Raw genomic sequence first — 19,375 nt, 5'->3', positions numbered from 1 at the left:
CGGAAGCCGCGCCGCCCGGGCCGGCTGCTCGCGGTGGAGCGCGCTGCGCGACGGCGGACCGAGTGCACCGCTTACCCCCTCAGCGTAGGAAGCCGTGCCCGGACCGTGCGCCGGACCGGAAGGTGATGGAGGCTGGAGAGGCAGGCCGAGCAGATCCTGGACGGGAGCGGCCGACGAAGGAGGGCCGCGTTCCTGTCCGGACCTGAAACGCCACGACGTGCGGCGGCCACCAGCGCACACGAGGAGGCATCGTGCACCCGGACCCCGCTCCCACGTCCGCCGCGCTCGCCCGTCGGATCGCCGACCGGTCCGCCGAACTCGGTCTGACCGAGGCCAGGTTGGCCGCCAAGGCCGGGATGTCCCCGCAGTACCTGACGCTGCTGATCGAGGCCGGTACCGCATTCGACCCGTCCGGGTTCCTGCGCCTTGCCGCCGCCCTCGAACTCACCTACCAGGAGCTGCTGGAGGGACGCCGGGACGCCGCTCCCGGCAGCGGTGGGCCGGCCCCGCATCCGGTGCTGTCCCGCCTGACCGGGACGGAGTGCTGGGAGCGCCTCGGCACCCACGGTGTCGGTCGCGTGGTGGTGCCGGCCGAGCCCGCGCCGCAGGTGTTCCCGGTCAACTACACCGTCGACGCGCACACGGTCGTCTACCGCACCGCACCGCACAGCGCGCCGGCCGCCGCGCCCGGCAGCACCCTCTCCTTCCAGGTCGACCGGATCAACGACCACCTGAGCCAGGGCTGGAGCGTCCTGATCGCCGGTACCGCCCAGCCCATCGAGGACGCCGCCACCATCGGGCGACTGGCCCTCCTGCCCGGGACCGAGCCCTGGGCGGGTGGCAACCGCCCGCTGTGGATCCGCATCACTCCGGACCGGATCAGCGGGCGCCGGGTGGGGCCGGGGTGAGCCGTCGGCGGGGCGGCGGCAGTGGACCTCCGGCGGGGTTTCGCGAGAACCGGCCATGCACTGGACAGGCCCGCTCGGCCCAGCCGTGGGCTCGCTGCCCCGGGCGGGCCGGGGATCGGCACGGTAGCGCTGGACGGTGGGGGCGAGGAGGTCGGCGCCGTTCGCCTCGTCGCACGGCCCGGGCGCCGTTTGCGGGCCGACGACCGCGACGGCCCTGCTCCGGGCCGGCTGTGCAGGCGTAAGCGCCCGGTCACCGCGCCATCAGCACGGCGACGCCGGTGACGCGCCCCGCCGCGAGGTCGGCCAGCGCGGTGTCGGCGTGGCTCATCGGGTAGCGCTGCACATGGACCGTGGGGCGGTGCCGGGCGGCCTCTGCGAGGTAGGCCCGGCCGTCCTCGCGGGTGTTGGCGGTGACGCTGCGCAGCGAGCGCTCCCGGAACAGGTGCTGCTGGTAATCGAGTGGGGGGATGTCGGAGAGGTGGATCCCGGCCACCGCGAGGGTGCCGCCGCGGTCCAGCGCGGCGAGCGCGACCGGCACCAGATCGCCCACCGGGGCGAAGAGGAGGGCCGCGTCCAGCGGTTCGGGCGGCGTCTCGTAGGCGTCGCGCGCGGAGGCCGCGCCCAGCTCCAGGGCCAGGCGCCTGGCCTCCGCCGCCCGGGTGAGGACGTGCACGCTCGCGCCCCGGGAGAGCGCGAGCTGGGCGGTGAGGTGTCCGGAGGCGCCGTACCCGTAGATGCCCAGCCGGCCGCCCGGCGGCAGCTGGGCGCGTTCCAGGGCGCGGTAGCCGATGATGCCCGCGCACAGCAGGGGAGCGATCTCCTCGTCGGGGCGCTCGTCGGGGAGCGGGTAGGCGTAGCGGGCGTCGACCAGGGCCTGTCCGGCGTAACCGCCGTGGGTGTCCCACCCGGTGTACCGGGAGCGGGGGCAGAGGTTCTCGTGGCCCGCCCGGCAGTACCGGCAGGTGCCGCAGGTGCCCGCGAGCCAGGCCGCGCCCACCCGGTCACCGGGCCCGAACTCCCGTACCTGGGAGCCCGTGTGCAGGACGCGGCCCACGATCTCGTGCCCGGGCGTGCAGGCCGGCAGATGCGGTGCGAGGTCGCCCTCGGCCAGGTGCAGATCCGTGCGGCAGACCCCGCAGGCGCCGACGTCGATCAGCAGCTCCCACGGCCCGGGCTCCTCCAGCACCCGCTCCACCCGGCGCAGCGGGGCGGAGCCGATCGGGCCGGGGCGTTCCACCACCCAGGCCGTCGTGCGCTGGTGCGGATATCCGGACGCGGTCATGGCCGACTCCTCCGGTAGAGGTGCGCTGCTGCGCCGTCGTTCCATTCTGGGGCGCGGCCGGCCGCGACGCGGGTGGGGCGACGGTCGACCACCCACCGTCACTGCCGACTACGGAACGGCGCCGTCGGCCGGCTCGGCGCGGTGCAGCGGGTTCGGCTGGGGGAGGTAGATGTCGCCGCGGCCGGGAAACAGCCGCATCGTGAGCAGCGCCTTCTGCGGCAGGCCAGGGCCCAGCAGCGCCGCGGTGTCCTGGGCCACTCGCCCGGCCAGCCGGGGCGTCGCGCTGCGCAACACGTCCGCGCGGGTCTCCTCGACGGCGGCCCGGACCACGTCCCACAGGGCCTGTGCGGGCAGCCCGTGGTCCAGCCGCAGCCGGTCGATCAGGATGCCCAGATTGGCGTGGAACACCGCGTGGCAGAGCTTGGCGCGGACCTCCCCGATGTCCTCGGTGGCCGTCAACGAGTGCGGATACGGGGTGAAGTCGGACCCGGTCGCGCGGAAGCGGCCCAGGTGCAGGCGCAGCCCGGCGCTGTCGCGCAGCACGAGCCGGGTCGGACGCGGGTGGCGCAGCACCAGCAGGGTGTTCTGCAGATGCGCCTCGATCGCGATCCCGTGGCGCCACAGCAGGGGCAACGCGGCCGAGCAGAGCAGGTCGCTGTACTCGCGCAGGAAGACCAGCGCGGCGGCGCGAGGTGCGATGCCCTCCGCGATGGCCCGGGCGTTGACCACCTCGGTCAGCAGGGGGCGTCCGGTCACCGGTGAGCGGGCCAGCAGGGCGACGCAGCTGACCATGGTCTCGCCCGGGCGGAGCCCTTCCGCCGGGTCCGGGCGCAGCAGGGCGGACAGTCCCCGGTGGCGGGCGTCCGGAGCCGACGCGCCTTCCGGTGGGCTGAAGGCGACGCCGGCCAGCTCCGGGACGAAGTCCACCCGTCCGGTGGCCCGGGGCTCGGCGGCCAGCAGTTGCTGCAGGAGCGGGCCAAGGCGTGGGCTGTTGCGGGTCGTTGCGGGCGAGATGGTTCGGCGTCCCCCGGTGAGTCGTATGTCCAGGGCGAGTTTGAGGGTGACTCGCTTCCCGTCCTGGCCCGGCTCGGTGGTGACCACGGTGCGGATGCTGGACGTCGGGCGGCACTCCAGGGCGGCCTCGGGCAGTCGCACGATCCGACCGGCGTCGAGGTCGGCGCCGTAGACGGACGGGAGCGCGTTCCGTGCCTGCCAGGGGTGCACCGGGACCAGCACGTAGGCGTCCGGGTCGTGCCCGCGTTCCTTCAGACCGCGCACGGCCCGGGCGGCCGTGGCGGGGTAGGCCGCTGCGAGCAGGTCGCCCACGGTGCGCCCGTCCTCGTCCGGTGTCTGCAGAACGGAGTCGCGGTGGACGGCGGCCAGTTCCACGGTCACCGTCGCGCCGGATTCCGGGGTGTGGGCGAGCACGTCGGCGGTGGAGAACCCGAGCCGGGTGCGGCGGCACGGGTGCAGGGCGTGGCCCTCGGTCTCCAGGCCGTCCAGCAGAAGGGTGACGTCGGAGGGTGAAAGTCCGGCGGGAACCGACGTGAGCAGGCCGGCAGCCCCCGTGGCCTGGAGTGCTTCTCTCCGGCGCCCGGCCATGGCCCGGCTCAGGGCCAGGTTGGCGGCGGAGTCGACCAGTTCCTCCCGTACGGCCTCCCAGTTGCCGCTCGCGGTCCGCAGCTTGTCGACCACCTGCTCGGGCCGGTCCGCGTCGCACGGTCGGCCGGTGGCGACGCCATTCACAACGCCACTGACAGGGCCACCGACAGCGCCACTGACAGGGCCACCGACAGCGCCGTCGACGATTCCTTCGCGTTGCAGTGCCGCGAGGAGGTCCTGCGCTGTGTCCCGTCGCGCGCCGTCGAGTTCGGTCAGCCATCGGATGGCCAACTCCGGTTCGCGGGAGCGAAGTTCGGCCAGGACACCGGCCGCCGCCTCGCCGTCTGCTCGGCGCAGCGGGTTCGGGCCGCTGAAGTGGGGCTGCTGCGCCACCTGCCCGGCCAGGCGCAGCCGCAGCAGGGCCTTGAGCGGCCAGGGATCTTCGAGCAGGGCCAGGGCGTCGGCACAGGCGTCCGCTGCCTCGGCCGTGTTGGGCGCCCGGGCGATCAGGTGGCGGAAGGCCTGCAGACAGACATCCCGGACGACCGGCCACAGCTCCTGCTCCCGGCAGTCGGCTGCCTCGGCCAGGGCAGGCACCAGCTCGCCGAGTTGGTGCGTGAAGAGCGCGAAGTACAGCTTGGACCGCAGCGGGTCGGTGCCCGAGGCGTGCAGCGCTGAGCCGGGCGCCAGCGTGACCGTGTGCCCCCGAGCGGCCAGGCGCGAGGACAGGATGCGGATGCTGCCGAGATCCCGGACCAGGACCCGGCTGGGCAGCCCGCCGCGCAGGGCGAGCAGGGTGTTCTGCGCATGGGCCTCCAGCGCGATCCCGTACTGGGTCAGCAGGGTCAGCGTGGGCGGCACGATCAGCTCCAGGTACCGGCGGAGCCAGCTGTGCACCGCGTCGGCGCGGGACGTCTCCCGGCCCGCCAGTTCGGTGACCACATCGTGAACCACCGTCCGGCCGGTGAGCGGTGACCGGGCGAGCAGCGCCGCGACCGGCAACGCCACCTCGTCCGGCGCAAGGAGGGTTTCCGGGTCCTCGCGCAGGATCGCTCCCAGGGACCGGCGGCGGGCGCTGTGGTCGGCCCCGGCCTGCTCGACGGGCACGAAGCAGACCCCGGCCAGCTCCCGGCAGATGGTGAGGGTCCGCAGGCCCGGTTCTTGCGCGGCGATGTCCGCCAGAAGCGCCGAGAGCCGCGGGCCGTTGTGCGCGGCCTGGAAGGAGACACCGCGGACCGCGTTGGTGATCTGCACCTCCAGGGCCGTCTTGATGTGCAGGCCGGCCGCAGCGCCCGGCTCGCGGACGGCCAGGGTGCGGGTGGACAGCAGCGGACACGCCGGGAGCGTGGCGGACAGCGGCACGACGAGTCCAGCCGTCAGGGCGTCACCGTGCAGTCGCGGGAGGGCGTGGTCGCGCTGGTGCGGGTGGACCGGCAGGAGCACGTACCGATCGGGGTCGTGCCCGGCCTGCGCCAGTTCGGCCCGGGCCGCCGAGACCGCGGCGGGAAAGGCCTGTGCCAGCACCGCCTCGGCCGCCGCCAGGCCGGCACCGCGGTCGCCGGACTTTGTCCTGCCCCGGCCGTCCGCCCCGGAGGCCCCGCCCCGGCCGTCCGCCCCCGAGGCTGCCTCGCGTGCCACCGCGACCAGGGCGAGCGGGAAGGCGGCGCCGGATTCGGGAGCGTAGCGCAGCGCGTCGGCGGCGGACATCCCGAGCCGTCCCTTGGCCGCCGGGTGCAGGGGATGACCGTCCACGACCAGCTGCTCGAACCCCACCAGCGGCGAGTCGGCGGGCAGCCGCTCCAGCAGAGCGGTGAAGGGGCGCAGCGGATCCCACGGACCGTCGGCTCGCGCCTTGCCCGCCTGCCGAGCCGCCCCGTCCAGCGCGAGCGCATGTCCCTCGACGCTGGCCGCGACCTCGCTGCGGACCCGTGCCCACTCCAGTCCGCTCGCCGGCACCAGCCCGCGGCGGAGCAACACGTCGATGAGGCGGACCGGTTCGGTGATCGGCTCCCGCGCGTCGGCGCCGGTCCGCAGGGCGACGACACCGTCGACCACCAGCCGCCCGGCCGAGGTGACGTGCCGCACCGGAATGGTCAAGCCCTGCTGCTCGGCCTCGTCGAGGTCCAGCAACTCCTCCCGGACCAGGGCCGAGACCAGCCGGTCGAGGCCTCGCGCACAGGCGGCCTGCCTGGATTCGTCGGAGACGGCATGCGCCTGCGTCTGCTGCGGCGCCGAGCGCGGGACCTCAGCCATCCGTTGTCCCCCCAAGGTTCGTTTCCCTGCGACGGTGCAACGGGCTGCTGCGAGGCGGACAGATCAGCGCGGTGCGGTGAGTTCGTCCGTCAGCTCTCGCTGAGAGGCCGCCCGGCGACCGCTGTCGACGGGGTGCCGTCCACCCCGACCGGGACATCGCCGGCGACCATGACCCGGTGCAGGACGCGCGGGGAGCCGAGCTGCTCACGGTCCTGGGCGCCCAGGTGGATGGTGGCCCGGTTGTCCCAGAACGCGACGCTCCCGGGCTCCCACCGGAACCGGACGGTGTACTCGGGCCGGGTGGCCTGGTCCACGAACATGTCGAGCACGGCGCGGCTCTCGGCCCGGGAGAGCTCGACGAACCGCTCGACGTAGTACGGGTTGACGAGCAGCAGCCGCTCCCGGGTCTCCGGATGGACCCGCACGAGCGGGTGGATCGAGACCACCGGCTGCTCCTGCAGATCCTTCAGGTAGGAGTCGGGGCCCGGCTTCGGCAGATACCCGACACCTCGCCGGTGCTCGGCCCGCAGGCTCTCGGCGAGGCGCTGCAGCGGTTCGGACAGGCCGGCGTAGGCGGTGGCCAGGTTGGCCCAGGTCGTGTCGCCACCGTAGGGCGGGGTGGCCTCCGCCCGCAGGATGGTGGCAGCCGGGGGATCGATCCAGGGAGTCAGGTCACTGTGCCAGTCGTGGAGCAGTGAGTTCCGCCGCCGGTCCCGCCATTGCGCGCGGTCCTGCCCGTAGCGTCCGGCCAGTTCGAGCCGGTCGACCATCGTCTGCACCTGCGGGAACTCCGCCGGGGAGGCGTCGCCGCGCGAGGGCGAGACGATGGGTTCGCCGAACCGGCGGGCGAAGGCGAGATGCCCGGCGTGGTCGAGGTGCTGCTCACGGAAGAAGACCACCTTCCACCGCAGCACCGCGGACCGGATCGCGTCGACGACCTCGTCCTCCAGCGGGCCGGAGAGATCCACACCGGAGATCTCGGCTCCGATGTGGGTGGCCATCGGTCGCACGTCCAACCCAGCGATGGCTGGATCCGTCACCGCATGCCTCCTCGGACGCAGTGCCACCTGCTTCGTGGCTCCGATCTTCGCCGCACCGGGTGGCAGCATGCCCCGGTGAAAGTCGGGTGAAACGCTGCCCGCATACGCACCGGAGCGGAACGCGGTCGAGGACCTGGGGGCTCGCACACATGACGCCGCGTCAGGCAGCACCCGATCCCACAAGGCAGCGCGGGCAACCGGGACTTGCCGGTGCGGGGTGGGGCTGCCCCCATCGCGGGCGCGGGTGGTAGCTCCATCGTGGGTCGCCCGGCTCCTCCCTAGCGTGGCTGTCGCACCGCTGTCGTGGTGCGTTCGTCATTCCGCGAGGAGGCAACTCATGCGTAACAGACACCCGCGTCGCATCGGTGCCGCGGTGCTCGTCGCCGCGCTGGCCGCGCTGGCGTGCGCGCCGGCGGCCGGCGCGGCCGCCGCCCGACCAAGCTCGCTGCAGGGCGAGGTGAACGCGATCAAGGCCACCGGCAACGAGGGCGTCGTGGCCGAGGCGACCGGCGCGCGCGGCCACCGTTTCGCCACCGCGGGACAGGCCGACACCAGCACCGGCGCGCCCGCCGTGCGCAACGACGCCTTCCGGATCGCCAGCCTCACCAAGACCTTCACGGCCACCGTGCTGCTCCAACTGGCCGGCGAGGGACGGCTGTCGCTGGACGACAGCGTCGATCACTGGCTGCCGGGCGTGGTCTCCGGCAACGGCAACGACGGCAGCAGGATCACCGTGCGCCAGCTGCTGCAGCACACCAGCGGGATCTACGACTACACCCACGACCTGCCGGCGCTCGCCTCGACGTCGGGCTTCCTGGCCAACCGGTTCACCAGCTACACCCCGGCGCAACTGGTCGCCATCGCCATGCGGCACGCCCCGTCCTTCGTCCCCGGCACCGACTGGCAGTACTCGAACACCAACTACATCCTGGCCGGCATGATCATCAACCGGGTCACCGGGCACACCTGGCAGGACGAGGTCACCGCGCGCATCATCCGGCCCCTGGGGCTGCGGCACACCAGCGCACCGGTCGCCGACCCCTTCATCCCCGGCCCGCACCTGCACGGCTACTCCACCTTCGGGTCCGGCCCGACGATCGACGTCACCGCGCTCAACCCGACCCTGGGCGACGCCGCCGCGGAGATCATCAGCACCACCGCGGACCTCACCACGTTCTACACCGCGCTGATGCGCGGTCAGCTGCTCGCTCCGGCCCAACTGGCCCAGATGGAGTCCACCGTGCCGGCCCCCCTCTGGCCCGGCGCGCGCTACGGCCTCGGCCTCTGGTGGGTACCGCTCTCCTGCGGCGGCGGCTACTACGGCCACTCCGGCGGCGCCCCCGGCTACAACACCCTCGTCGGTGCGACCCCCGACGGCCAGCGGGCAGCCGTGGTCGCGAGCACCGGCGACGGCGACGCGGACAGCCAGGCCGCCCTGGACACCCTGGTCGACCAGCAACTGTGCCAGGCGGGCCCCGTGTAGCCACCGGACGGGGCACGTGCCGCTGGACTGCATCCAGGGGGCGACACCCCGATGGGCGAGGGAGGTACGGGTTTCCGTACCAAGCACTCGGGGGTGAGCACGATCGATTCCCTGACCTCGTCCGCCGAGGATGACGTCATGGATGACGTCATGGTCGACAGGACAGAGAACACCTGCTCGTCGAGCCCCCACGCCGCTGTGCGGGCCGAGGAGCTGAGCCGGCAGTACGGCCGGGGCGCCGGGAGCGTACGCGCGTTGCACGCGGTGACGCTGGAGCTGTGGCCGGGCACCTTCACCGCGGTGATGGGGCCGTCGGGTTCGGGCAAGACCACGCTGATGCACTGCCTGGCCGGCATGGACCGACCGACCGGCGGGGCGGTCTGGTGGGGGGACACGGAGGTGTCGCGGCTGGCGGAGCGGCGGCTCGCCGTGCTGCGGCGGAGCCGGGTCGGCTTCGTGTTCCAGGCGTTCAACCTGATGCCGGCCATGACGGTGGCGCAGAACGTCGAGCTGCCCGGGCGGCTGGCCGGCGAGCGGGTCGACCGGGCAGCGGTGCGGGCGGCCCTGGAACAGGTGGGCCTGGCCGGCCGCGAGCGGCATCGGCCCGGCCGGCTCTCCGGAGGCCAGCAGCAGCGGGTGGCCATCGCCCGGGCGCTGGTCTGCCGGCCCTCGGTGCTGTTCGCGGACGAGCCCACCGGGGCGCTGGACCGCCGTACCGGGCACGAGATTCTTGCGCTGCTGCGCGACGGGGTGGACCGGCGGGGGCAGACCTGCGTCATGGTGACCCATGACCCGGTCGCGGCGGGCTACGCGGACCGGGTGGTGGTGCTGGCCGACGGTCGGGTGGTCGACGACCTCGACCGGCCGTCGGTGCCGGCGGTCGCCGACCGGCTGAGCCGGCTGGGTGGTTGACCGTGCTGAGCTTCGCCTTCGGGCAGATCAGGCTGCGGCCCGCAGCGTTCGCCGGTCTCGCGGCGGCGCTGTTCCTCGCGGTCGCCACCCTCACGCTGTTCGGCTCCCTGCTGGCCGCCGGTATCGCCGCTCCCGCCACGCCGGGACGGGCGGTGGCCGGGCCCGGCCTGACCGTGATCGCCGCCGGGTTCGGGGAGATCGCCGTGCTGGTGTCGTTCTTCGTGGTGGTCAACACCCTCGGCTTCGCGATCCGCCAGCAGCACCGGGAACTGGCCCTGTTGCGCACCGTGGCGGCCACGCCCGGCCAGGTCCGGCGGCTGGTTCGATGGCAGGTGCTGGTGACGGTGCTGCTGGTCGCCCCGGCGGCCCTGGCCACGGGGGCGGCGGGAGCCCGCTGGTTCCTGCACGCGCTGGTGGCACGCACCATGGCCGCCCCCACGGTTCACGTCCCCGCTTCACCCGTGCCGCTGCTGGTGGCGGTCGTGGCCGCGCTGGCCGTGGGCCTGCTGTCGGCCTCGGTCGCCGCCCGTCGGATCACCCGGATCGCGCCGGCCGAGGCCACGGCGGCGAGCACGACCGAGCACCACCGGACGGGCTGGTTCCGGGTGGTCGCAGGGCTGGGCTGGCTGGGCGGCGGGGGTCTGCTGCTCCGTCTCGTCGCCACGCAGCCGGCCGACAAGGCGGGCCAGGCGGCGCTGTTGGCGGCGCTGGTCCTGCTGGTGGCGGTCGCGCTGCTGGGGCCCTTGCTCGCCAGGGCCGTCGTGACGGTGCTGGGCGCCCCGGTCCGGGCCTCGGCCAGGTGCTGCGGCTGGTTGGCCGACGCCAATCTGCGGGGCTACGCCCACCGGCTGTCGGCCGCGGTGGTGCCGGTGTCCCTCCTGGTGGGGCTGTCCTGCACCATGGTGTTCATGACCACCACCGTCGAACACGCGACCGGGCGGCCTGCGGACGCGAGCCTGTCGACGGTGAACTCGGCCAGTGACGTCTGGTTGCGGCAGGCCGAGCTGGCGATGCTGGTCTGCTTCGCCGCCGTCTCGACGGTCAACACCCTGGCCGCCCTGACCGCCGACCGCCGCCGCGAGTTCGCCCTGCTCACCCTGCTCGGGGCGACACGTCGTCAGCTGGCGCGCACGCTCTGCGTCGAGATGCTCCTGACCGCGGCGGTGGGCGTGCTGCTGGGCACCGCGGTCGCGGGCACCACCGCGGCGGCGTTCAGCCTGTCCGTGACGGGCTCCGCGCTGCCGTCCGTGCCGTGGCGGGCGTACGCCTGGATCGTGGTCGGTGCCCTCGCGCTGACCGCACCGGGCATCCTCGGCGCCGGTCTGCGCGCCACCTCGGGCCGCGCGACGGAGCTGGTCGGAGGGCAGCGTGGCTGACCGCGGGCGCGGCCTGCTCCGGCGCTCGCGGCCTGCCGTACGCGCCGGGGACATCGCCTTCGCCGTGGTCGGGCTGCCGCCGGCGATCATCGGCTTCGGCTATGTGCTCGCGGTCCTCTACGCGGGCACGCTGCTGTCCCTCACCGTGCTCGGGCTGCCCCTGGTGGCGGCCGCGGTCCGCGGGGCCCGCGCCCTGGGCACACTGCACCGGCACCTGGTGGGCCGGTTGCTCGGGGAGGCCGTCGAGCCGCCGGCGCCCCTGCCCGCGGCCCACGGCGTGATCGCCCGGGTCCGGATACTGCTGACCGACCCGGTGGGCTGGCGGGCTCTGCTCTACCTGGGCCTGCGCCTGCCGGTCGGCGTGCTGACGTTCGCCGCCGCCGTCGTCCTGCCGCTCGCCGCCGGATGGTTGATCGGCTTTCCCCTCTGGGTGCGCCTGCTGGCCCCACCGGACCGGCCCGCGTGGTGGCTCGACCCGGCCGGCCTGCTGCTCGGCGCTGCGCTGCTCGTCGCCGTGCCCGCCGCGGTCCGCGCCATGAGTGGGCTCAACCGCCGCGTCGCCCGGCAGTTGCTCGGTCCCGCCCGTGCGCACCGGCGCCTGCGGGCACTCGAACAGGCCCGCAGCACGCTGGCCGCGGAGAACACCGAGAACCTGCGTCGGCTGGAGCGCGATCTGCACGACGGCACCCAGGCGCAGCTGGTCGCCATCGCCATCACCCTGTCGCTGGCCGACGACGCGCTCACCCCCGAGGACGGCGCCGACCTCGCGCGCCTGCGCACGCTGCTCACCCGCGCACGTGAGCAGACCGATGGCACCATCGCGGGCCTGCGCAGGCTCACCCGGGGCATCCACCCGGTGGCCCTGGACGCAGGCCTCGGCGAGGCGTTGCCCACGCTGACCGACGCCGGCCCCGTCCCCGTCACCACGCGTCTGGACCTGCGGGAGCGCCCGGACCCGGCGATCGAGCGGGCCCTCTACTTCTGCATCGCCGAACTCCTGACGAACATGGCCAAGCACAGCGGAGCGCAGGCGGCCACCGTCGAGGTCCGCTCCGCGCAGGGACGGGTCCGCGCGGTGGTGAGCGACAACGGCCGGGGCGGGGCTCTCCCGGGTGCCGGAAGCGGCCTGACCGGCCTGCGCGAACGGCTGGCCGCGGTGGACGGCACGCTGCGGATCGCCAGCCCGGTCGGCGGGCCGACCGTCATCACCGCCGAACTCCCCACCCGCATCTGATCAGCCAGCATCTGATCAGCCCGCGGGGGATCAGCCCGCATCCGATCAGCCTGCATCCGAAAAGCCCGCGGGGGATCAGTGCGCGGGTGGTGCCGAGCCCGCCTCGGCCAGATACGCCAGCACCACCTTCACCCGGCGGTTCTCGGCCTCACGGGCCGGCAGGTCGAACTTGACGAAGATCGCGGCCACGTGCTTCTCCACCGCCCGCTCCGACACCACCAGCCGCGCGGCAATGGAACGGTTGGAATGGCCCTGTGCCATCAGCTCCAAGGTCTCCCGCTCCCGTGGCGTGAGCGACTCGATCCGACTGCGGCGCCGCCCGCCGCGGATCAGCCGGGTGACGATCTCCGGGTCGAGCGCGGTACCACCCGCGGCCACCCGATGCAGCGCCTCGACCAGTTCCGAGGTGCGGGCGATGCGCTCCTTCAGCAGATAGCCGACCCCGGCCGCACTTCCCTCCAACAGCCGCTGGGCCCAGACGGTCTCCACATGCTGGGAGAAGACCAGGACACCGAGCCCCGGCCGGGCGGCCCGTAGCTCGACGGCGGCACGGATGCCCTCGTCGGTGTACGTGGGCGGCATCCGTACGTCCACCACCGCCACGTCGGGGCGGCGGTCGGCCGCCGCCGCCAGCAGCTCTTCCGCAGTCCCGGCCGTGGCGACGACCTGGCACCCTCTCGCGTTGAGCAGCTCCACCATGCCGTCGCGCAGGATGACGGAGTCCTCGGCCAGTACCACGCGTAGGAGACGGTCAGTCATGATCCCATTGTCGACCGGCCGGGCAGGGCCGGTGACATCGCCCCCGTCGTCCGACCTCCAGGTCATGGCGGGTCCGTGGCAGAGCCTGATCGCGCCACTGCGTCCGGACGGGTGGCAGGTGGCGCGGCCACGCCCCGTCGGTTCGTGTACCGGGCTATGTTGCTGTGCCCATCAAGGACCACCACCTGCGCAACTACCTGGCGGCGTTCGAGAAGAACCTCGCCACGTCCGGCGCGCGGGGCTGAGCCCGACCGCCGCGGGCACGGACCGGCCTACGGTCGGCTCTCACCCGCCCCCTCAGCCGGGCGCGCCCATGCGCTGCGTGCCGACGACGGACAGCAGGCGCAGTGCCTCCGCCGACGGCGAGCCGGGAGCGGCGGTGTAGATGATGAGGTGCTGGTCCCGGTCGGTGATGTCCAGGACGTCGCAGCTGACGCTCACGGGGCCGACGAGCGGGTGCTCGAAGGTCTTGCAGAGAGTGGGGCGGGCGGTCACATCGTGGGTGGCCCAGAGGCGGGTGAACTCCTCGCTGCCGGCGAGGAGTTCCTCGACCAGACCGGCCACCTCCGGGTCGTCGGGGTAGCGGGCCGCGGCCGCTCGCAGGTGCTGGGCCGACGTCCGGGCGAACTCGTCGGCGTCCGAGACGCCGTACAGCCGTCGGCCGTGCCGGTGCGGGCCGAGGAAGGCGCGTCGCAGGAGGTTGCGGTCCCGACGGGACAGCGCGGAGAAGTCCTCCATCAGGGCGGTGGCCAGTCCGTTCCAGGCAATGACCTCGTACGTCGCGGAGATCACGATCGCCGCGGTCTCCGGCATCCGCGGCAGCAGATCGGTGATGCTCTGCCGCACCTCCCGCGACGGCCCCGGCGGCGGTCCGGGCGGGGCACCGCCGAGGTGGTGGAGGTGATCGCGCTCGGCGTCCGACAGACGCAGCGCGCGGGCAAGTTGGGCCAGAACCGCGCGCGAGGGGTGCGGGGCGCGGGCCTGCTCCAGACGCGCGTAGTACTCGGTCGAGATGAACGCCAGTTGTGCCACCTCCTCACGGCGCAGTCCCGGGGTGCGGCGGCGCGCCCCTGCGGGCAGCCCCACGTCGGCGGGGGTGATGCGCTCGCGCCTGCTGCGCAGGAAGTCACCAAGCTCTCGTCGTACTCGTCGATCCACCTCTCCAGTGTGCCCGGGCGCCGAGGCACCCAGCCAGGTACTGCCGGTGCCTGGATGAGCGCGTCGGCCGGGCACAGGCTCGTCGGCATGAACAACACACCGACCACCTCGCCCATCACGACCTCGGGCCTGCTCACCGACAAGGTCGCCTTCATCACGGGTGCCGGTCGCGGCATCGGCGCCGCGGCAGCGCGGCTGTTCGCCCGGGAGGGTGCCCGGGTGCTCCTCGCGGCACGCACGGAGGCCCAACTCAAGGCGGTGACCGAGGAGATCCGGACGGCCGGCGGCACCGCGGACTACGCGGTGTGCGACCTGGCCGACCCGGCAGCCGTCCGTGCCGCCGTCGACCGGGCCGTGGAGCTGTACGGCCGGCTCGACGTGGCCTTCAACAACGGTGCGACGGGTCAGCCGCCCGGCCCGATGGACCAGCTGTCCGAGGCCGACTTCGACCACGTCTACGCCGTCGATCTCAAGGGCCCGTGGCTGGCCATGACCGCCGAGGTCGCGGCGATCCGCGCCACCGCGAAGCGCGGAGCCATCGTCAACACCTCCAGCGTCGGCAGCCTGATGGCCAATCCCGAGCTGCCCGCGTACGGCGCGGCGAAGCGGGCGGTCAACAGCCTCACCGCATCGGCAGCCGTCACGTACGGACCGGAGGGCATCCGCGTCAACGCCGTCGCGCCCGGCACCACGCTCACCGAGCTGCTGCACGAGTGGGAGGAGAGGCAACCCGGCACCGTCGAACAGCTCAACGCCCGCACCCCGCTGCGCCGTTCCGCCGATCCGGACGAGGTCGCCCAGGCCGCCGCCTGGCTCCTCAGCGACCGCTCCTCCTACGTGACCGGTGCGATCCTGCAGGTCGACGGCGGAATGTGCGCCTGAGCGAGGTCCTGGGGCGGCCGGGATGTGAGTCTGCGGTTGTCGATGGCGGCCCGTGACCAGCGGAAGTCGAGTTGGGGCGGAGCGGCTGTCCAGGACGGCTCCGTGCACCGGGATCACACCAGCCGCGGGCAAGAGCATCTCACTCGCGACCAGCAGGTACGGGACAGCCCCTGGCCGGGCAGGGCTGGTGCAGACCCTGCCCAGCGGTGGTGGTCATGGGCAGATCCGGCGGTACGTCACCCCGGTGGGTACGTACTGTTGCCATTCTCCCGGGGTCATGGACCGGCCCGCGATCGCGCAGACCCTGTCGATGAGGGTGTGGAGATCGCTGAACATGTCGGTGTCCCACAGCCGTACCGTGCCGTCGTCGCTGCTGGTGGCCAGGGTGTTTCCGTCGGGGCTGAAGGCCACCGACGAGACGATGCCGGTGTGGCCGGTGAGGATGGCCAGTTCACGGTGGGTCCGCACGTCCCAGAGGCGGGCCGTGCGGTCGTCGCTGCTGGTGGCCAGGGTGTTTCCGTCGGGGCTGAAGGCCACCGACCAGACGATGCCGGTGTGGCCGGTGAGGACAGCCAGTTGACGGTGGGTCCGGACGTCCCACAGCCGCGCGGTATCGTCCCTGCCGCTGCTTGCGAGGGTGGTGCCGTCCGGGCTGAAGGCCACCGATTGCACCATGTCGGTGTGGCCGGTGAGGGTGGCCAGGGCCTGGTGGGTCTGCACGTCCCACAGCCGGACCGTACCGTCCCAGCCACCGGTGGCCAGGGTCTTTCCGTCCGGACTGAAGACCATCGAGCTCACCCAGCCACCCTGGTCGGCGAGGGGGGCCAGCGCACGGTGGGTCCGTACGTCCCACAGCTGCACCGTCTGGTCGGCGTAGCCTCCGCCGGTGGTGGCCAGGGTTGCTCCATCAGGGCTGAAGACCACGTGCTCCGGTGAGCTGGTGAGGGTGGCCAGCGCGCGGTGGGTCTGCACATCCCACAGCCGCACCGTCTGGTCGACGTAACTTCCGGTGGCCAGGGTCCTACCGTCCGGGCTGAAAGCCATCGAGCTCACCTCGCCCCGGTGGCCGGTGAGGGTGGCCAGGGTGTGGTGGGTCCGGGCGTCCCACAACTCGACCTGCCCGTCGTCGCTTCCGGTGGCCAGGGTCTGCCCGTCGGGGCTGAAGGCCATCACGTCCATCGAGCCGCCCTGTCCGGTGAGGGTGGCCAGCGCGCGGTGGGTCCGGGCGTCCCACAACTCGACCTGCCCGTCGTCGCTTCCGGTGGCCAGGGTCTGCCCGTCGGGGCTGAAGGCCATCACGTCCATCGAGCCGCCCTGTTCGGTGAGGGTGGCCAGTGGACGGCTGGCCCGCATGTCCCACAGCCGCGCCGTGGCATCTTCAGCGCCGGTGGCCAGGGTGTTTCCGTCCGGGCTGAAGGCCACCGAGTGCACCGAGCCGGTGTGGCCGGTGAAGCTTGCCAGCGCACGTCGGGCCTTCACGTCCCACAGCCATACCGTGTGATCGTCGCTGCCGGTGGCCAGGATCTGCCCGTTCGGGCTGAAGGCCACCGAAAACACCGTACCGCCCTGTCCCGTGAGGGCGGCCAGCTGACGGTGGGTCCGAACATCCCACAGCCGCGCGGTGCTGTCATTGCTGCCGGTGGCGAGGGTGCTTCCGTCGGGGCTGAAGGCCACCGACTGCACCAAGGCACCGTTGTCGGCGGTGAGGGTGGCCAGCAGGCGCTGGGTCGGTACGTCCCACAGCTGCACGAGTGCGTCGGTACTGCCGCCGGTGGCGAGGGTCTTTCCGTCCGGGCTGAAGGCCACGGACAGCGCCGAGGAGTCGTTGTGGCCCGTGAGAGTGGTCAGCAGATGCTGGGTCCGCACGTCCCACAACCGCACCGTCCCCTGCTTGCCGCCGGTGGCCAGGGTCTGCCCGTCGGGGCTGAAGACCACCGGGCTCGCCGTGTCGTCGAGGGTGCTGAGAAGGTGTCGGGTCTTCACGTCCCACAGCCGCACCGTCCCGTCCTCACTGCTGGTGGCCAGGGTCCTTCCGTCCGGGCTGAACGTCACCGAATCCACCGAGCCGCTCTGTCCGGTGAGGGTGGCCAGTTGACGGCGGGTCTGCACGTCCCACAGTCGCACCGTCCGATCTCGACTGCCGGTGGCGAGGGTGTTTCCGTCCGGGCTGAAGGCCACCGAGGCCACCGGCCCGGTGGAGCCGGTGAGGGTGGCGCGTGCGGGTGAGGCGAGGGTGGTCAGGAGTCGGGTTCGGGTGTCGGCGGTGGGGTGGATGCGCTGAGCGGCCAGAGCGAGGCGGGCGGCGAGGGCGGGGTCGGCTGCGGCCTGGAGCTGGCTCTGGGAGGTCAGTTGCTGGGTGGCGGCCAGGTCGCGGTGGTCGTCGCTGCTCCGGGCGTTGATGGACGCGAGGCCGGAGGCGACGAGGACGAGGGCGGTCAGCAGGACGAAGCCGGCCAGAACGAGGCGCCGCCGGCGGGTGCGCCGGCGCTGGGCCTGGACGCTGGCATCGACGAACCCGGCTTCCTCGGCGGATATTTCGGCGGCTCTGAGGCCGAGCCACCGCTGTGCCTCGGCGATTCGTCTGCGGTCGAGGGCGAGTTCGGGCGGTTGGTCCTGTTCCTGCCAGGCCCGCAGGGCGCGCCGAAGCTCCTCCTGCCAGCTGCGGAACCCACGGTTGCGCTCGACCCAGCGCTGAAGTCGCGGCCAGCTCTCCACCAGTGCCTGGTGCGCGAGTTCGGCCGTGTCCAGCTGCGAGGGTCGGCGGGTCACGACCACCAACCGGGTGCTGGCGAGGCGGTGGATCAACGACCAGTCGTGCTCGGAGAACTGTGTGCGGTCGGCGACCCTTCGTGTGTCGGGGCCGCGTTCGCCGGCGTCCAACTGTTCGGCGGGGCGGACCAGCTGGATGAAGATCCGCTCCAGTGCCGCCTGCTCGGAGTCGTCCGCCCACTCCCACAGGGTGCGTTCCGCGTTGCCGACCAGGGCTCCTTCGACCCCGCCGAGCGCCTGGTAGGCGGAGCTGGTGAGGAAGCCGCGTTCCTGCCGTGCCCACAGCTGGCTCAGGGTGTACTCCAGCATGGGCAGTGCGGCGGCACCGCGCGGGGTGTCGTGCAGCAGCTGCTCGACCAGACCGTCGGCGAAGCGGATGCCCGCGTGCCCCTCCAACGGGCGGGTGATGGCCAGGAGCAGCTGATCCCGCGTCATCGGCGGTACCACGATGTTGGTCGCTTCCCACGCCGCACGAAGGACGGGCAGCTTCTCGATCTGCGGCAGGAAGTCGATCCGGGCGACGACCACCGCCTGAGCCGGCCGGCTGCCATCGGTTCGACGCGCGGTCAGGACGCCGATCATCGTGTCCAGCTTGCGCGCGGTCTCCGGCGCGTCCGCGAGCAGGGTCTCGAACTGGTCGACGACGAGCAGGAGTCTGGACCGCCTGCCCTGTCGGGCCAGTGTCTGCTCGAGCGCGGCGCGCAGTCCGTGCTCGTCGCCCAGCCGGCGGGTCAGGTCGGTCCAGCGTTCGTGCCAGTCGGCCGTGGTCGTGTCCGGGTCGCCCGCAGCCGCCAGCGCCCAGGCGAGCAGTTCCTCGGCGGTCAGCCGTAGGCCGTGGGGGAGTTGAGCGATCAGGTAGCTGCCGTCGTCGACCCGTGCCAGCAGGCCGGCGCCGGTCAGCGAGGACTTGCCGACGCCGGAGGCGCCGAGGACCGGCAGGACCGGGACCTGCTGTTCCACGAGGAGGTCGAGCAGTTGACGCGTCTCGTGGTCGCGCCCGTGGAACACCGCGCTGTCCTGCTCGGTGAAGGGCAGGAGCTCGCGAAAGGGACTGTCGGCGAGCAACCGCTGGCGCAACTGCGGCCATTCGCGGGCGAGCGACTCCACCGTCAGCGCGTAGCCGGTCCGGCGCCGCTGGTCGCCTTCGACGGCGACGACGACACCGACCACCCCTTGGTACTCCTCGTCCCACACGGGCGCCCCGCTGAAGCCGCCGGCCAGTGGAAAGCCCGCGTCCTCGTCGCAGGTCAGCTGCCACCAGCCGGTGCCCTCCCGGCCCTCGATGGTGCCGCGGGTCCAGATCCCGGCGTCCTTGCCGCCGTTCGGGCCCGGGTATCGCGGGAACCCGAACGCCCGCCAGCGGTGCCCGGCCAGGTCGTCCGCCTCCAGGATCCGCAGCGGGACGGCTCCGGCCGGTGGCTGATCGGTCAACTCCAGCACGGCGACGTCACCGCTGTTGTCCGCGGCCACCGGCACGCTGAAGTGCACCGTGGCTGCTACCACCGGGTGGCCGGGCAACAGCGGGAAGTCGACGGTCACGGGGAGGTTCGCGGGCAACGGCTGGTCGTCCCGAAGACCGGCGATCGCGGAGATGACATGGGAGCAGGTGAGCAGGAGCCCACCGGGGATCAGGAAGGCGCCCCCGACCGGGCGTCCGCCGTCCAGGACACGTGCCGTACCCCGCTCCCAGGCCATGCTGCCCGGTCTATCCGGCGAC

General features: G+C 73.2%; 12 protein-coding genes. 6 read left to right on the top strand and 6 right to left on the bottom strand.

Translation table 11 applies throughout. From position 1 onward, the window contains the following. Nucleotides 1-251 precede the first annotated feature (251 nt). Nucleotides 252-908 (top strand): helix-turn-helix domain-containing protein, encoded by a 657-nt coding sequence (locus OG294_RS02005; RefSeq protein WP_327064615.1) that lies wholly within the window; start codon nucleotides 252-254, stop codon nucleotides 906-908. A 250-nt stretch (nucleotides 909-1,158) separates the two neighbouring features. Here the strand turns inward: OG294_RS02005 and OG294_RS02000 are convergent, their stop codons facing one another. From OG294_RS02000 to OG294_RS01990, 3 genes are all read right to left on the bottom strand, one after another. After that, complete coding sequence (locus OG294_RS02000; RefSeq protein ID WP_327064614.1) at nucleotides 1,159-2,190, bottom strand: zinc-binding alcohol dehydrogenase family protein; 1,032 nt, start codon at nucleotides 2,188-2,190, stop codon at nucleotides 1,159-1,161. Between the two features lie 108 nt (nucleotides 2,191-2,298). Then, nucleotides 2,299-6,045 (bottom strand): IucA/IucC family protein, encoded by a 3,747-nt coding sequence (locus tag OG294_RS01995; protein WP_327064613.1) that lies wholly within the window; start codon nucleotides 6,043-6,045, stop codon nucleotides 2,299-2,301. A gap of 89 nt (nucleotides 6,046-6,134) precedes the next feature. After that, nucleotides 6,135-7,046 (bottom strand): TauD/TfdA dioxygenase family protein, encoded by a 912-nt coding sequence (locus OG294_RS01990; protein ID WP_327071418.1) that lies wholly within the window; start codon nucleotides 7,044-7,046, stop codon nucleotides 6,135-6,137. Nucleotides 7,047-7,422: 376 nt separating this feature from the next. Between OG294_RS01990 and OG294_RS01985 the strand changes: the two genes are divergently transcribed. From OG294_RS01985 to OG294_RS01970, 4 genes are all read left to right on the top strand, one after another. Then, entirely contained in the window at nucleotides 7,423-8,568 is a 1,146-nt protein-coding gene (locus tag OG294_RS01985; protein ID WP_327064612.1) for a serine hydrolase domain-containing protein, read from the top strand. 138 nt (nucleotides 8,569-8,706) lie between these two features. Beyond that, the gene (locus OG294_RS01980) at nucleotides 8,707-9,480 is read left to right on the top strand and encodes an ABC transporter ATP-binding protein (RefSeq protein WP_327064611.1); all 774 of its coding nucleotides are present in this window, start codon (nucleotides 8,707-8,709) and stop codon (nucleotides 9,478-9,480) included. Between the two features lie 2 nt (nucleotides 9,481-9,482). After that, a complete protein-coding gene (locus OG294_RS01975) occupies nucleotides 9,483-10,856 on the top strand; it encodes an FtsX-like permease family protein (RefSeq protein ID WP_327071417.1) in 1,374 nt (457 codons plus the stop codon). Beyond that, complete coding sequence (locus OG294_RS01970) at nucleotides 10,849-12,090, top strand: sensor histidine kinase (protein ID WP_327064610.1); 1,242 nt, start codon at nucleotides 10,849-10,851, stop codon at nucleotides 12,088-12,090. The genes OG294_RS01975 and OG294_RS01970 overlap by 8 nt, the downstream gene beginning before the upstream one ends. Before the next feature lie 75 nt (nucleotides 12,091-12,165). Here OG294_RS01970 and OG294_RS01965 read toward each other — a convergent pair whose 3' ends face one another. Then, entirely contained in the window at nucleotides 12,166-12,849 is a 684-nt protein-coding gene (locus OG294_RS01965) for a response regulator transcription factor (RefSeq protein ID WP_327064609.1), read from the bottom strand. Nucleotides 12,850-13,146: 297 nt separating this feature from the next. Then, nucleotides 13,147-14,007 carry a helix-turn-helix transcriptional regulator gene (locus OG294_RS01960; RefSeq protein WP_327064608.1) on the bottom strand — a complete coding sequence of 287 codons (861 nt, stop codon included), beginning with the start codon at nucleotides 14,005-14,007 and terminating at the stop codon, nucleotides 13,147-13,149. 87 nt (nucleotides 14,008-14,094) lie between these two features. On the opposite strand from OG294_RS01960, the gene OG294_RS01955 reads away from it, so the two are divergent. Continuing rightward, a complete protein-coding gene (locus OG294_RS01955; protein WP_327064607.1) occupies nucleotides 14,095-14,889 on the top strand; it encodes an SDR family NAD(P)-dependent oxidoreductase in 795 nt (264 codons plus the stop codon). Between the two features lie 213 nt (nucleotides 14,890-15,102). Here the strand turns inward: OG294_RS01955 and OG294_RS01950 are convergent, their stop codons facing one another. Continuing rightward, on the bottom strand, nucleotides 15,103-19,353 hold the full coding sequence (locus tag OG294_RS01950; protein ID WP_327064606.1) for an nSTAND1 domain-containing NTPase: 4,251 nt from the start codon (nucleotides 19,351-19,353) through the stop codon (nucleotides 15,103-15,105). Nucleotides 19,354-19,375: the final 22 nt, after the last annotated feature.

This window comes from Kitasatospora sp. NBC_01302 (genome assembly GCF_035976515.1).
Classification (GTDB): Bacteria; Actinomycetota; Actinomycetes; order Streptomycetales; family Streptomycetaceae; genus Kitasatospora.
This window is presented reverse-complemented; position numbering and strand designations above follow the sequence as displayed.

Bases quoted from the DNA above. Each gene is read 5' to 3' on its own strand.
- OG294_RS01955 (WP_327064607.1), top strand. From the start codon at position 14,095: ATGAACAACACACCGACCACCTCGCCCATCACGACCTCGGGCCTGCTC.
- OG294_RS01995 (WP_327064613.1), bottom strand. From the start codon at position 6,045: ATGGCTGAGGTCCCGCGCTCGGCGCCGCAGCAGACGCAGGCGCATGCC.
- OG294_RS01980 (WP_327064611.1), top strand. From the start codon at position 8,707: ATGGATGACGTCATGGTCGACAGGACAGAGAACACCTGCTCGTCGAGC.
- OG294_RS01985 (WP_327064612.1), top strand. From the start codon at position 7,423: ATGCGTAACAGACACCCGCGTCGCATCGGTGCCGCGGTGCTCGTCGCC.
- OG294_RS02000 (WP_327064614.1), bottom strand. From the start codon at position 2,190: ATGACCGCGTCCGGATATCCGCACCAGCGCACGACGGCCTGGGTGGTG.
- OG294_RS01965 (WP_327064609.1), bottom strand. From the start codon at position 12,849: ATGACTGACCGTCTCCTACGCGTGGTACTGGCCGAGGACTCCGTCATC.
- OG294_RS01950 (WP_327064606.1), bottom strand. From the start codon at position 19,353: ATGGCCTGGGAGCGGGGTACGGCACGTGTCCTGGACGGCGGACGCCCG.
- OG294_RS01990 (WP_327071418.1), bottom strand. From the start codon at position 7,046: ATGGCCACCCACATCGGAGCCGAGATCTCCGGTGTGGATCTCTCCGGC.